This window comes from Achromobacter sp. UBA2119 (assembly GCF_002331005.1).
In the GTDB taxonomy this organism is placed as follows: Bacteria; Pseudomonadota; Gammaproteobacteria; order Burkholderiales; family Burkholderiaceae_B; genus Achromobacter; species Achromobacter animicus.
Map to the genome: position 1 here is coordinate 242,768 of NZ_DCYD01000018.1, position 12,965 is coordinate 255,732.

Annotated in this window: 20 protein-coding genes; 11 read left to right on the forward strand and 9 right to left on the reverse strand. The window is 63.9% G+C overall.

Translation table 11 applies throughout. The features are described 5' to 3' along the window. The first annotated feature begins 9 nt into the window (after window positions 1-9). The 4 genes from B3098_RS22105 to B3098_RS22120 all read left to right on the forward strand — a co-directional run bounded on the left by B3098_RS22105 (window position 10) and on the right by B3098_RS22120 (window position 2,037). On the forward strand, window positions 10-300 hold the full coding sequence (locus B3098_RS22105; RefSeq protein WP_286898961.1) for a YciI family protein: 291 nt from the start codon (window positions 10-12) through the stop codon (window positions 298-300). A gap of 80 nt (window positions 301-380) precedes the next feature. Next, window positions 381-773, forward strand: a complete 393-nt coding sequence (locus B3098_RS22110) for a phage holin family protein (protein WP_175124327.1) — start codon at window positions 381-383, stop codon at window positions 771-773. After that, complete coding sequence (locus B3098_RS22115) at window positions 748-1,338, forward strand: hypothetical protein (protein WP_286898963.1); 591 nt, start codon at window positions 748-750, stop codon at window positions 1,336-1,338. The genes B3098_RS22110 and B3098_RS22115 overlap by 26 nt, the downstream gene beginning before the upstream one ends. Before the next feature lie 111 nt (window positions 1,339-1,449). Next, window positions 1,450-2,037: a TetR/AcrR family transcriptional regulator gene (locus B3098_RS22120; RefSeq protein WP_279974915.1), complete on the forward strand. Its 588-nt coding sequence runs from the start codon at window positions 1,450-1,452 to the stop codon at window positions 2,035-2,037. Window positions 2,038-2,086: 49 nt separating this feature from the next. Here B3098_RS22120 and B3098_RS22125 read toward each other — a convergent pair whose 3' ends face one another. Then, the gene (locus tag B3098_RS22125; RefSeq protein ID WP_286898965.1) at window positions 2,087-2,557 is read right to left on the reverse strand and encodes a low affinity iron permease family protein; all 471 of its coding nucleotides are present in this window, start codon (window positions 2,555-2,557) and stop codon (window positions 2,087-2,089) included. A gap of 117 nt (window positions 2,558-2,674) precedes the next feature. On the opposite strand from B3098_RS22125, the gene B3098_RS22130 reads away from it, so the two are divergent. Further along, entirely contained in the window at window positions 2,675-3,760 is a 1,086-nt protein-coding gene (locus tag B3098_RS22130; RefSeq protein WP_175138677.1) for a calcium:proton antiporter, read from the forward strand. A gap of 11 nt (window positions 3,761-3,771) precedes the next feature. Here the strand turns inward: B3098_RS22130 and B3098_RS22135 are convergent, their stop codons facing one another. From B3098_RS22135 to B3098_RS22160, 6 genes are all read right to left on the reverse strand, one after another. Beyond that, window positions 3,772-4,080: a hypothetical protein gene (locus B3098_RS22135; RefSeq protein WP_286898966.1), complete on the reverse strand. Its 309-nt coding sequence runs from the start codon at window positions 4,078-4,080 to the stop codon at window positions 3,772-3,774. Window positions 4,081-4,122: 42 nt separating this feature from the next. Further along, window positions 4,123-5,217: a mechanosensitive ion channel family protein gene (locus B3098_RS22140; RefSeq protein WP_286898967.1), complete on the reverse strand. Its 1,095-nt coding sequence runs from the start codon at window positions 5,215-5,217 to the stop codon at window positions 4,123-4,125. A gap of 224 nt (window positions 5,218-5,441) precedes the next feature. After that, window positions 5,442-5,741 carry an acid-activated periplasmic chaperone HdeA gene (gene hdeA, locus B3098_RS22145; RefSeq protein ID WP_056563757.1) on the reverse strand — a complete coding sequence of 100 codons (300 nt, stop codon included), beginning with the start codon at window positions 5,739-5,741 and terminating at the stop codon, window positions 5,442-5,444. Window positions 5,742-5,935: 194 nt separating this feature from the next. Next, window positions 5,936-6,793, reverse strand: a complete 858-nt coding sequence (locus B3098_RS22150; protein WP_286899285.1) for a ZIP family metal transporter — start codon at window positions 6,791-6,793, stop codon at window positions 5,936-5,938. A 375-nt stretch (window positions 6,794-7,168) separates the two neighbouring features. Beyond that, window positions 7,169-7,420, reverse strand: coding sequence for a hypothetical protein (locus tag B3098_RS22155; RefSeq protein WP_175138674.1), 252 nt, complete (start codon window positions 7,418-7,420; stop codon window positions 7,169-7,171). A 216-nt stretch (window positions 7,421-7,636) separates the two neighbouring features. Next, window positions 7,637-7,861, reverse strand: a complete 225-nt coding sequence (locus B3098_RS22160) for a CrpP-related protein (protein ID WP_286898970.1) — start codon at window positions 7,859-7,861, stop codon at window positions 7,637-7,639. Window positions 7,862-8,318: 457 nt separating this feature from the next. Here B3098_RS22160 and B3098_RS22165 point away from each other — a divergent pair, with 457 nt between their 5' ends. From B3098_RS22165 to B3098_RS22180, 4 genes are all read left to right on the forward strand, one after another. Continuing rightward, window positions 8,319-8,576: a DUF1488 family protein gene (locus tag B3098_RS22165; protein ID WP_175124320.1), complete on the forward strand. Its 258-nt coding sequence runs from the start codon at window positions 8,319-8,321 to the stop codon at window positions 8,574-8,576. A gap of 132 nt (window positions 8,577-8,708) precedes the next feature. Continuing rightward, window positions 8,709-9,272 carry a DUF4142 domain-containing protein gene (locus tag B3098_RS22170; protein WP_286898972.1) on the forward strand — a complete coding sequence of 188 codons (564 nt, stop codon included), beginning with the start codon at window positions 8,709-8,711 and terminating at the stop codon, window positions 9,270-9,272. 153 nt (window positions 9,273-9,425) lie between these two features. After that, window positions 9,426-9,932 (forward strand): ferritin-like domain-containing protein, encoded by a 507-nt coding sequence (locus B3098_RS22175; RefSeq protein WP_191579358.1) that lies wholly within the window; start codon window positions 9,426-9,428, stop codon window positions 9,930-9,932. Window positions 9,933-10,039: 107 nt separating this feature from the next. Beyond that, a complete protein-coding gene (locus tag B3098_RS22180; RefSeq protein ID WP_191579359.1) occupies window positions 10,040-10,186 on the forward strand; it encodes a hypothetical protein in 147 nt (48 codons plus the stop codon). A 28-nt stretch (window positions 10,187-10,214) separates the two neighbouring features. Here the strand turns inward: B3098_RS22180 and B3098_RS22185 are convergent, their stop codons facing one another. Beyond that, complete coding sequence (locus B3098_RS22185) at window positions 10,215-10,439, reverse strand: hypothetical protein (RefSeq protein ID WP_286898973.1); 225 nt, start codon at window positions 10,437-10,439, stop codon at window positions 10,215-10,217. Between the two features lie 141 nt (window positions 10,440-10,580). Here B3098_RS22185 and B3098_RS22190 point away from each other — a divergent pair, with 141 nt between their 5' ends. Then, on the forward strand, window positions 10,581-11,309 hold the full coding sequence (locus tag B3098_RS22190) for an SDR family oxidoreductase (RefSeq protein WP_175124315.1): 729 nt from the start codon (window positions 10,581-10,583) through the stop codon (window positions 11,307-11,309). A 22-nt stretch (window positions 11,310-11,331) separates the two neighbouring features. Beyond that, window positions 11,332-11,568, forward strand: a complete 237-nt coding sequence (locus B3098_RS22195) for a hypothetical protein (protein ID WP_286898975.1) — start codon at window positions 11,332-11,334, stop codon at window positions 11,566-11,568. 64 nt (window positions 11,569-11,632) lie between these two features. Here the strand turns inward: B3098_RS22195 and B3098_RS22200 are convergent, their stop codons facing one another. Beyond that, window positions 11,633-12,526 (reverse strand): manganese catalase family protein, encoded by an 894-nt coding sequence (locus B3098_RS22200; protein ID WP_175124313.1) that lies wholly within the window; start codon window positions 12,524-12,526, stop codon window positions 11,633-11,635. Window positions 12,527-12,965 lie beyond the last annotated feature (439 nt).

Genomic DNA, 12,965 nt, shown 5'->3' on the forward strand with positions numbered 1-12,965 from the left:
GGCAGCGAAATGATCTTCATCGTAAAGCTGATCTACACCGTGCCCAAGGAACGCCTGGGCGCTCATCTGGAATCGCACAAGCAATGGCTGTTTGAGGGGATCGCGTCGGGGAAAATCCTGGCGGCGGGGCCCGCAGAGGACGGCAAAGGCGGATTCGTGATTGCCCATTGCGCCGACCGTGACGCCTTGGCTGAGCTATTGGCGGGCGACGCGTTCCTGGTGGTGGGTGTTGCCACCGCCTCCGTGGATGCCTTCAATCCCCAACTCCACGCGCAGCTCTGGCCGGCGCATTGGCGGTAACAGTTAGCGTTGTGGCGTCTCGCGGGGCGAACGGGTATGACATTTGCTGACATCGCCCGTCATCGCCCCAAGGAGACGCCATGATTTCAGAACGCTTGCGCAGATTGCGCCGCATCGCGGCTTTTGCTGCCGAACGCTCGGGGGACTATGTCGAGTTGGTCGGCATCGAACTGTCCCTGTACCGGGCCGCGCTCGTCGCCACGGTGATCAGCAGCGTGGCCCTGGTTTTCTGCGGTCTGGGCACGTTGGGATTCGTGTCGGTGGCCGCCATCGTGAGCTTTTGGGACACGGAGCATCGCAAACTTGCCGCGTGGCTTGTTGCGGGCGCGTGGTTGCTCATCACGCTCATTTCGCTCGCCATTTCGACACGTAGCGCACCGAAGGGCTCGCCCTTTGCGGAGCTGAGCCACCAGGTGCGCCTCGATACCGCTGCTGCACGGAGCCACTATGCCCAAGATGACCACGCTAGCTGACAAGGCGGCCCTTCTGGCCAAGATGGAACGTGACCGCCAGGCGCTCTCCGTTCCCATGGCGCGCAGCGCGCCCCGCAGCAAGGTCGGCGGGGCGTGGGCGCGGACGGCGGCACTGGCCGCGGGAGCGTCGCTCGGATGGCCAAAGTTTTTACGGCAGCCCCTGCGCGCGATGGCTGCCGTGGCGTTGCGCGATCGCGTTAACGAGTTGATGGGCCGCATGCAGGTGCGGCGCGTCAGCAATCCATTGCCTGATCCGGACATGGCGCGGCTGGAAAAGATGGTCGAGGAGGTGCGCGCCGCCGCGGTGCGCTCGGCCGATGACGCGGAGATCGAGCGCCTGCGGGCGCAGCTGGACGACCAGGTGAGGCGGCTGCGGACGGCGCGGGCGTTGCAGGCCACGCAGGCCTCGCGCGCGTTGCGGCCTTCGGATCCGTCGAATCTGTCACGTCCGGCGCATGCGCCGATTCCTTCGACCCGGTCGAGTCCGGCGCAGTTGTCGCGGCCGGCGCATCCTTCGGGCAATCTCGAGGCGCCCACCGGCCGGGACGTGTCGGCGATTCCATAGTCGGAGACGGTCAAGGCGGCACGATCGCCGTCTTGACACCCAACCGACCAACTAGTAGATTGGCGAGCATTCGCATCGACTTGCCCCCCGCCAATCGGAGTCATTCTGGCCATGAGCCTGGAACTTTCTGCCCGCGCCGCCGAGATCGTCGCGCACACCAAGCTGCTGCTCGCCGAAGGCGGCTATCACGGGTTCAGCTATGCCGACGTGTCCGAACGCGTGCGAATCGGCAAACCCAGCATCCATCATCACTTCCCGACGAAGGCCGAACTCGTCCTGACCGTCGTCGTCCGCCATCGCGAAGAAGCGCTCGCGGGTCTGGCGGCGCTGGATCAGCACGTGGCAGATCCGGTGGAACGCCTGACCGCCTACACGGACTACTGGGCCAAGTGCATCCGCGAAGGCAGCGCGTCGATGTGCATCTGCGCGATGCTGGCGGCGGAGTCGCCGATGATTCCCCAGGAAGTCGCGGCCGAGGTGCGGGCTTATTTCAAGGATTTGACCGCCTGGCTCGCCTCGGTGCTTGAAGCCGGGGCGACGGCAGGGCAGCTCCAACTGCGCGATAGCGCGCAGGTCGAGGCGCAGGCCTTCATGTCCACCGTGCATGGCGCCATGCTGACCGCGCGTGCGTTCAACGATCCGAAGGCGTTTGCCGCGATCACCCAGGCCGCAATCCGGCAAATGGCTGTGCGGGCGTGAGAGCAGCACGACGCGTGCGAAAGTGCGCGCCCGACGGCCCGGTAATGGGTCAATCGCGGCGACGGCCGCGTGCCCGTTGACGATGTTGCTTGCGGGCGCGGGCTGTCAGGGCCGACGCCAAGGCAAGCAGCTTGCCTTCATCCAGCCGCTCGGCGTCGACCAGTTGCTCGTCGGCCCCCTTGACCGCAATCAGCAGCTCGTCCAGTTTCAGATGCAGCGCCTCGCTGTCCTTGTTCTGGCTTTGCTGAATCAGGAAAACCATCAGGAAGGTGATGATGGTGGTGCCAGTGTTGATGACCAGTTGCCAAGTCTCGGAGAAGCCGAACGCGGGGCCCGAGATCGCCCATATCACCACCGCGATCAGCGCGATGCCAAAGGCGACGGGTGAGCCCGCCCACTTGGTCACAAGCGACGCGAAGCGGTCAAAAAAATGGGAAACCGGATTGGGTTTGCCGGTCTTCCGGGGTCGTGGTTGCGGCCGGGATCTCGTTTGCCGCTTTGCTGCGTTCCTTTTCGGCATGGCGCTCCATCCATACATGCACGGACCCCATGGACAGCAAGCCGCATGCCCGATGCCGCGCGCCTCGGCTGGAACGGTGCGTGCTAGGCTCTCGGAATTCCGGCCCGCCACGTTGTGATGAAATCCCTACTGCATTCCGAAAAATTCCTGCTGCTCGCCTGCGTGCTTGCGATCGCGGGGTTCATGATCGACCCGCAACTGGAGGGTCTAGGCCAAGCCGCAAGTCTGGCGGAAACGGCCGTGCTGATCGCGGCGATCCTTGCCGCCTCCCTGAGCGTTGCGCGCCATGCCGAACGCATCGCGCAGAAACTGGGCGACCCGTACGGCAGCATGATCCTGACGCTGTCAGCGGTGTTGGTGGAAGTGATCGTGCTGGTGATCGTGTCGTCCAAGGCGGGCTCGCCGACGCTGGTTCGCGACAGCATCTATTCGGCGGTCATGCTGGATATCAACGGCATTCTTGGCGTGGCCGCCCTGATCGGCGGGTTCAAGCACGGCGAGCAGGCATACAACGACGATTCGGCGCGCACGTACAGCGTGATGATCCTGACAGCCGTTACGGTGTCGATGATCATTCCCGAGTTCGTGCCGCAGCCCAGTTGGCGCGCCTATAGCGCCTTCACCGTGGTGTCGATGCTGCTGATGTACGGCGTGTTTGTGCGCATGCAGACGGGGCCTCACAGCTATTTCTTCAGCTACAGCTATCCCGAAAAAAAGACGCGCACGCCCGTGCCGCCCGGCGGCGGCCCCGGATGGCGCCAGTCGGCCGCCGTGATGGCGGTCGGCATCGTGGCGGTGGGCGCGCTGGCAGAGCTGATGTCGCATGCGCTGAACCGCAGTCTGGAAGGAATGGACGTGCCGGTGGGGCTGATCGCCCTGGTGGTGGCGGGCATCTCGGCCGCGCCCGAGATGTTGACGGCCTTCCGGGCGGCGCTTGCCAATCGCATGCAGTCGGTGGTCAACATCGCGCTCGGGGCGTCGCTGTCGACCGTGATCCTGACCGTGCCCGCGATGGAGGCAATGGCCCTCTTCACCGGCCAGCGGATCGACATGGCGATGACGCCGCTGCAGACGCTGATGATGCTGGTCACATTGATCGTGGCGGCCATCAACTTGAATGACGGCCAGACCAACGCCATCGAAGGCCTGACGCACTTTGTGCTGTTTGGCGCGTTCCTGATGCTGCTGACCCTGGGGCTATAGCGACGGAAGGTTTACTGCTTCGGCCCGGACTTCTCCGGCAGCACGGCCGGCGTGTCGTCGGCCGGCTTGAACATGCCGCCTTCCACGTCGGGCTGCGGCGCGGGATTGCCATCAATGGCCTGTTGCTCCACTGACGCGTCTTCCCGGGCGCGCTCCCGGTCGTTGGCCTTGGCCAAGTCCTTCTGCACACGATCCGCAATATCAACCTGGTCTTCGGTCGACGGCTCGGGAGCGGGATTGCCGTCTGCGTTCGTGGCGGCACGCGCCGGATCGTGGGCGTCTGCGGCCGGATCGCGGCCGCCGGGATGGTTGGCGTTCATGGTGTTCTCCTTGAAAACGCATTCCGGCTGCAAGCCGCGTGCCTATCCGCGCGCCGACGCCAACACCGGCTCGGCCGGTTCCTCGGATTCGGGCGCGTTGACGTGGACGATGCGCTCCGGCAGCGCCAGCGTGATGCCCGCCGCTTCAAGCGAGCGCATGATGCCCAGGTTGATCGCCTGCTGCGTGTCCATGTAGCGGTTGTAGTCCGCGCTCATCAGGTAATACACGGCCTCATACTCCAGCGCGCTGTCGCCGAATCGCGCCAGATGCGCGCGGTCGAATCGCACGTCGGCCTGCTCGTTGATCCGGTCGCGCAGGATGCCCGGGACGGTGGCGGCCCGTTCGACGTCGGTCTTGTAGCTGATGCGCACCGAGAAGACGATGCGCCGCTGCTGCATGCGCTTGTAGTTCTGGATGGTCTGCTTGAGCAGTTCGGTGTTCGAGCACACGATCTGCTCGCCGCCGAGGCTGCGGATGCGCGTGGTCTTCAGGCCTATGTGTTCGATGCTGCCTGCCACCGCGCCAAACACGATGAAGTCGCCCACTTCAAACGGCTTGTCCAGGCCGATGGAGATGGAGGCGAACAGGTCGCTCAGAATGGTCTGCACCGCCAGGGCGACCGCGACGCCGCCGATGCCCAGGCTGGCGACCAGCGCCGTGATGTTCACGCCCAGGTTGTCCAACATGGCCAGCAACGCGACCGCCCACACGAAGGTGCGCAGCAGCAAGCCGAGGAGGGTGGCTGTGACGAGACTGGCTTCGCCACGCGCCAGGACGGCGCGGCGCACCATCACGTCCACGGCGCGTTCCAGCCACAACGCGCCTTGCAGCGCCATCAGCACGAACCACAGATGACTGATCGTGGCGCCGCTCCACGGCATGGGCGCATCGCTGATGTCGATGCCGGCCATCAGGCACAGCAACGCCAACACCACCCAGTTGGTGCGGCGAAGGATCTGGGCCATGGCATTGGCAAAGCCGTGGCCGGGCAGTTGCGCGCGCGCCTCCAGCCGCGCGCGCGCCACCTTCAGCACGGTGGCGAGCACCATGAACAGCACCGCGCCCACGCCCAGCGCGATGATCCACAGCGCCAGCGGATGTGCGTTGATCCAGTCTCCAAAAATCCATGAATTCATCGTCGGGCCTCCAGTTGCAGGAAGCGCGACCGCAGCAAATGTTGTTCCTTGCAGCGCAGCACGGCGCGTGCAGGCACCTCGCACTGGGGGCGTGGTTTTTAAGAACAGGGGAGATTGCGGAGCGCCGGACGGGCGCGGAAGGAGGGGAAGCGCAGGAGATAAGCCGAGCAGTCGCCGATGCAGCCAAATCCCCCGGAGCGCAGGCTCCAGGGGGGCGCGAACAATTATTTCTTCAGACCCGCCAGGGCGTCGCGCAGCATCTGTTTGGGGTTTTCGTTGCACTGCTTGACGAGCATCGGCGTGCGGGTGCTGATGCCCTCGACGTCAAGCACGGCCTCTTCGGGCTTGCCCTTGTTGTTAAGCGCTTCTGCATAGCTGACGACGACGGGGCGATAGGTCTCTTGGACGCCTAGGAAATCCTGGCATTGCCATAGCGCGAGAGGCTTTTTCGCATCAGCTGCCTGGCCGGTGACCGCGAAGGTCATTGAGCCAATAAGACCAATCATCAGTAGGTGCTTCTTCATATTCGAGCTCCTGGGGGTTGGCTTGCAGACGAAACGGCTTACTGAGACACGGACAAAAACGGCCTATACAAAAAACGTGAGCGCAAGGCTCACCGTCCTAAATTACTGAAAACGGATGAGCGTCGTCAACGCACATTGCACCAAAGGGCGGAATGACGCGTTTATACCGGTTAAGCCGTATCGCCGGCCTGACCTCACTGCAGGGCCGTGTCCAGCACCATCATCAGCACAAATCCCAGCATCAGGCCGCAGGTGGCAGGGACTTCGTGACCTTTCCGATGGGTCTCGGGAATGATTTCGTGGCTGATGACGAACAGCATGGCGCCCGCGGCAAAGCCCAACCCCCACGGCAGCAACGACGCCGACCAGCCGACGATGGTTGCACCCAGCACTGCGCCCAGCGGTTCCACCAGGCCGGAGGCCATGCCGAATCCCACCGCGAATGCGCGCCGGTAGCCGGCGGCCAGCAGCGCGATGGCCACCACCAGGCCTTCGGGCACGTCCTGAATCGAGATCCCCAAGGCCAGCGAGCCGGCCTGCACGGGGTCTGCGCCGGCATAACCGACGCCGATCGCCAGGCCTTCGGGAAAGTTGTGCAGCGTGATTGCAAACACGAACAGCCACGTTCGCCGCAGGTTGCGGGCGGGCTTGCCTTCCTTGCCCTTGACGAAGTGCTCGTGCGGCAGGACGCGGTCCAGAATCAGCAGCGCCGACGCGCCGAGCAGGATGGCGCCGGCGATGGAGAGTCCGGCGCCCCATGGCCCTCTGCCGAGCTCGCGGGCGGCGTCCAGGCCCGGAATAATGAGAGAAAAGGCGCAGGCGGCCAGCATGATGCCGGCGCCGAATCCCAGCAACGTGTCCTGGACCCGTTCGGGCACCCGTTGCGAAAAGGCCACCGGCAATGCGCCCAGCGCGGTGGCGCCAGCGGCAAGCAAGCCGCCGAGCAGCGCCGCACCTACCGCCGGATGCGAGGCGTCCAGGTAACGCCACAGCGCGAAGACGCCGAACGCGCTGAGTGCGAGCAGACTGGTTCCGAGCAGGCCCTTGAGCATGGACGCGCGCGGATCCGGCAGGGTTTGGCCGTCCTGCACGGCGGGGCGGGGCACTTAACGCGATCCCGGAAAGCGTCGCGACGTCAGCGCCCAAGATGGCCATGCGTATGCCGTAAGCGCTGAATCCTTTTGCGTGCGGTGGCGTGGCCGTTTCATGATGCTCCTCGGTTTGAAGGGCCGGCGCATCGTTTCCGGGCTGCCGGCCATGTCGTGCTGTAGTTCTGCGGTGGTGCGATAGCGCATTGACACTACAGGGCCGTGACGCCAGAGCAATGCGCGTGCCCGGACCCGTGGCGGGGGCGGGGTCAATGTAAAAAGAGCGCCCGAGGGCGCTCCAGAAGACTTAAGCGCGCAATGCGCCGGGTCTTGCAAAGATCAGGTCAGGCAGAACTGCGGGGCGCCGCTGGCGTCGACGCGCCGGATGCCTTTGAGGATCCATTTGGCGTGACGCTCGGCCTCGTGCTGCGCCGAGAACAGCTTGCCGCTGGGGATGGGCCAGACGGCCTTCCCGTCGTGTTCGCCGTCACGCCGGGTCGTGACGTCGAGCCGATACTTGCCGCTCGGCAACTCAATGACATCGCAGTGGACTTTGAATCCATCTACGCAAATACCCTTTTCAGTATTCATCGTGCGCTCCAGAGCGTGGTGTTCGGAAAATTTCCTGCTCGGGATTTTGCAAAAACTGCCTCCGTGCGGGTGCAACAAAGTGCAAGAATTCCCGACCAAGGCCCGAAAGCGAACATGTCCATGAAAACGCGCCGCCAAAAGCCCGCCGGTTCTTCAAATGAATCGGGCCCTGGACGATGCCCAGGGCCCTGGCGGGATACGCACCGCAGGCAGTGACTACCTGCGGGTGATCGTGAAGGGGGATGACGGCGCGCGGCCGACGACGCGAGATCTGACGCCGTCTTTCCAGCCGGCTTTCCACATCTCGACGCGGCTGCGCCATTCATGGACTGATTCGCCGGTCTGCGCAGGCATGGCTGCGGTGCGAAGGTAGGGGCAATCCAAAAGGGTCAACCCTTGGCGCGCGGCGTCTGCTCCCAACTTCTGGATATCCACTTGCATGGCAACTCTCCCAAAAGATGCGAGCAGCTAGTGTGCCGATGGCACTGCGCTCGCGCAACGGAGGGCGTGTAACGCTGCGTTTCTTTGTTACATCGCCGTAAAACACGCTATTTCTGCCGCAAAAAAGCGCCCCGCGCGATGCGGGGCGAAGACTCACGGTCCAACAAAACGCAAAGGTCACAGCGACGTGGCGAGGCCGTGCCAGCCACCGGACTCCCCAACCAGAGACCGGTAACCCTGCCGCTGTGACAACCGGATCGCCGCAACTATTGTTCCCGTCGCGCGTGGCGGAAAGATGACGGCGCGTCGCGCGTGCTGATGCGCATGCACTGCTGCGATTTCTACACGATCGGAAGATTTGACGTGCGCGGTGTGACGGAACACGACTTGCTGCCCTTGCCGCAAGCGCGCCGCCGCAAGGCGCGTCTCCGACAACCACTCGCGAGGAGGGACCGAAATGAAATTCACCAAAGCGACCAACGCGAAAGCACAAGGCGACGCCATCGTTTTCGAGATGGAAACGGCCGGTGTGACGCGGCAGTTCGAGATATCGGGCGATGTGCTGCGGCAGCGGTTCGGCGCCGCCGATGACACCGCGCCGGAATTGCTGCGTGCATTCGAAAGCGGCGCTGATGCGCTACGCGAACTGGCGCACCGCACGCAGTGGGTGCCAACCGACGGTCCTATCCAGGTGGGCGAGGGCGATTTTGGCTGATGGCGAACGCGGACGCGTCGCTGGCGGGACGCGCTTCCCGGGGCGGACGGGCATGACGTTTGCTGGATGTTCCTTGTTCGCCGGGCGGCATCAGGCCGACAGCCGGCGACTTATTTTCTACTGGAGGTCCGAATGAAAAACCGTCTTTTGAAGGCAGGGCTTGGCGCTGCAATTGTCCTCGGCATGAGTTCGGTGGCACTTGCGCAAACCCCCGCAGCCCCTGGCGCCCAGGTGCCCGCTGCAACGAACAAGCTCGACAACGAGGCGCGCGGCTTTCTGACAGACGCCGCGGAGTCCGGCCATCTCGAGGTTGCCGGCAGCAAGATGGCGTTGGAAAAGTCGCAGAACGCCGAGGTCAAGCAATTTGCGCAGAAGATGATCGACGATCACACCAAGGTGGCCCAGCAGCTCGAAGCCTTGGCCAAGAGCAAGGGTTTCGAGCCGCCCAAGGATCCTTCGATGATGCAGACCGCCAAACTCAAGGCTTTGGGACTGCGTGACGAAGGGTTCGACAAGGCGTACGCCGACGAGATCGGCGTCGACGCGCACGAAGACGCGGTCAAGCTGTTCGAGAAGGCCTCGAAGGAAGTGAAGGATCCGGAGGTCAAGCAGTTTGCGATCGAAACGCTGCCCAGCCTGCAGCAGCATCTGCAAGCGGCGAAGACGTTGCAGCAAAGCGTGTCGGCCAAGAAGTGAATACGTTGAGACGCGCCGGTGTCCGCACCGGCGCCTGATCGATCAAGCGGGCCTGCCCGTCCGCTATTGCAGCAGCGCTCACCGGCATGCGCCTTGCTGTTCACCGCACGGGCAAGGCCCGCTTCCCACATCGATCCACACACAGGAGTGATCATGAGCCAGAAGACGTTGAAGGACCTGTTTATTCACGAGCTATCGGATGTGTATAGCGCCGAAAAGCAATTGACGCGCGCCCTGCCGAAGATGGCTCGCGCCGCTACTGACCCCACACTGGCCGAAGCCTTCACCACGCACCTTGAAGAGACGCGCGGACAGATCGAACGCATCGACAAGATCGTCGAAGGCGCGGATTTCAGGCTGAAGCGGATCAAGTGCGCCGCCATGGAAGGCCTGGTGGAAGAAGGCAAAGACGTCATCGAAGACGTTGAGGAAGGCCCGGTGCGCGATGCTGCGCTGATCGCTGCGGCGCAGAAGGTAGAGCATTACGAGATCGCCAGCTACGGCACGCTTTGCACCTTCGCCAAGCAACTGGGCGAGACCGAAGCACTGACGCTGTTGAAGGAAACGTTGGCCGAAGAAAAGGCCACCGACGAGAAGCTGAGCATGCTGGCGCTGCAGCAGACCAATGCGGAAGCGGCCAAGGCGGGCAAGGCAAAGTAATTGCAACCTGCATGAAGCCGGTAGCGATGCTGGTGCGGCCCTGTGTCCTTCGTGGTTCAGGGCCGTCATCGCGTCACCGGCCGGGCTCGGATATCCGGGAGCGCATCATGAAACCTGTTGACGATACTTCCACCCGCGCCCGCCCGGCGCGGCGCGGCGCCAAGACTGGCCGGGGACCCTGGCTGATGCTGGCCGTCTGGATTGGCGCCGTGGCCGTGCTTTTCATCGTTGGGCTGTTGATTCGCGGGATGTAGCTGCGCTGTTTCATCCGGTCTGAGTGCACTATGAGCACAGTCGTGATGCCACCATCGTGACGATCGTACCGTCGGGCAGCTTGTAATGTCCGTCGCCCTGCCATGTCACGAGCTGCCCGTCAGGCAGGCAGCAATAGGAACTGGTCTTCGCATCGCCCTGAGGCTGCGAGCAATATCTGTCGATCCGGTACGTGGTGCCATCGGCGGCTGCTGCCACCACCTCCATGACCCGTTTATATGCTGGGTTCGCCATGTGTGCCTCCTGTTCGCCTTTCGGGGTATTGGTGCATGCAGGCTCTGCGTGGTCAATACGCATCGCAGCATTCGGAGTTCTTGCGCGTAGATCAAAGAAGGTCGGACCGCCGCACGCATCGCGGCTTAATGGAGCGCAACCATGCATGAATTCGAGAGTCTTGACGGACGGGTAATCCTTGTGACCGGCGGCGGCAGCGGGTTGGGTGCGGCGCTGTGCGAGCAGCTTGCGGCCGAAGGGGCCCGTATCGCGGTCAGCGACATCGACGAGCAGCGTGCCAATGCTGTCGCGGGCAAGCTGAAAGAAGGCGGCGCGGACGTCATGGCCTGCGTCATGGACGTGGGCGTGGCGGCCGACGTCGCCGAGTGCATGGACGCAGTCGTGCGGCAGTTCGGCAAGCTGGACGCGATCGTGAACAGCGCCGGCGTCGATGTCACCGCGTCCATCGACCAACTCGATCCCGACGTCTGGGAGCGTGTGCTGCGCACGAATCTGACAGGACCGTTCCTGATGGCAAAGCTGGGCAAGAACCGCCTCAGCCCCGGCGGCCATATCGTGAACGTGGCTTCTACCGCCGCGCGGCGCGCGTGGCCAAACGCCAGTGCTTACCACGCCAGCAAGTGGGGATTGCTAGGCCTGTCGCATGCCCTGCATGCTGAACTGCGCGGAATGGGTATCAAGGTCAGCGCCGTCATAGCCGGCGGCATGCGCACGCCGTTCCTCCTGGACCGGCTTCCGGATATCGATACGAGCACGCTGCAGGATCCCGCCAACGTCGCGCGTGCGGTTCGCTTCGTATTGACGCAACCGCCGGAAACCGTGGTGCCCGAGGTGATGGTGTTGCCGATGCAGGAAACGTCCTGGCCCTGAACACACCCCAAGGAGATGAACCATGAGCACGAAACCCCATTCCCACCAGGACGATCCCGCCGACGCGGATCGCAAGCCGGTGCCGCCCGGCGAGCGCACGCTGTCGGACCGCCCGGCCGACCCGAACCGCACTGGCGCGGGGCGCCAGTTTCCGCCGGGGATGGACCCCGCGGATGTATGGGACCCGGGCCGCGCCACGCCGGACGCGCCGCCCGTGGACAACCGGTCCGGAGAAGGTCAGCCGGCCGACCGCAAATAATGAAAGCCCGCCCGGCCGAAAGGGCGGGGCGGGCAAGAGATGCGCCGTGCTGCGGCGCGTCGCGTTACGGCTGCTTCAGTTCGTCGGCCGCATTCACCTGACCGAGCTCCGTACCCGTCACCGGGTCGCTGCTCGGGTCCGACGCCGTGCGGGCCGCCATGGCCTGCAGGGCCAGCACTTCGTCTTCTGTCAGGTTGACGTTGGGCATGCCGTCGCCGTCGATAGCGCCCTGTTCCTCGCGATCCGAGATGTACTCGAAGTTGGCGTCGCTGTTCCACGGTCCGCGCGTGTCGCCGTCGCCTTGCGACATGTTGAAGTACACCGAGGCAAAGCGCGGGTCGCCGGGCAGCTTTCCGGGCGGGAAGTTCGGCTCGATTGAATACAGGGCCTTTTCGAAGGAGCGCTGGTGTGACACCTCACGGGTCATGAGGAAGCCCAGCGCGTCCTTGACGCCCGGATCATCGGTGGCGTTGATGAGGCGCTCATAGATGATCTTGGCGCGTGCCTCGGCGGCGATGTTGGACCGCAGGTCCGCCGACGGATCGCCGATGGTGTCGATGTAGCCGGCATTCCAGAGTTGGCCGCCCGAATTGATCAATGCCGGACCGCCGCCGTACAGCACCTGCGTGACGTGCGAGTCGTTGCCCGGGCCGTTCAGGCGCCGGTAGATCTCGGCTTCGGATTCGGTGGCTTCGGCCAGCACGCCTTTGGCGCCCTTGTTTAGCATGGCGACCAGTGTGCCGATGACTTCCAGATGGCTCAGTTCTTCCGTGGCGATGTCGAGCAGCATGTCCTTGCGGCCCGGATCGTCTTCGGCCAGCGCCTGCGTGAAATAGCGACAGGCCGCCGCCAGTTCGCCCTGCGGTCCGCCAAACTGTTCCAGCAACAGATTGGCAAGACCCGGGTTGGTCTCGCTGACACGTACCGTGTATTGCAGTCGCTTGTTGTGTGCAAACATAACGTTCTCCTGATACCCGGCGCTCTGCCGGGATGCGTGTGCGCGGCGCGTTTGGACGTGTGCCGCAGGGTGTGTGCTCCGTGGTTGGATCTGTCCTCTTGCAAGCCGCGGACAGCGAACCGATGCCGCAACAAATGTTCCTGGCGGCCTGACTTTTTCGCGATCACGCTTGCTCGAAGACCATCAGATAAGAGATCGCCAGGAAAGCCACGAAAGCGATCGCACCGAGCTCGGCCCGCCAGCCGCACCAGCGCCGGAATGCGGCCGGCAACGAGGCGCCCGCATGGTCCGCCGAGGCGGGTGCAGCACGGCGGTCGTTGCGGTGGAGGGCCGGTCGGCCGCGACCACCAGGCGTCCTACGACGGCGATTACCAACGCTGCTCGCATCGGTAAATTTTTCGACAACGGTCCGAATGGCTATATCTAGAATTCGCGCATC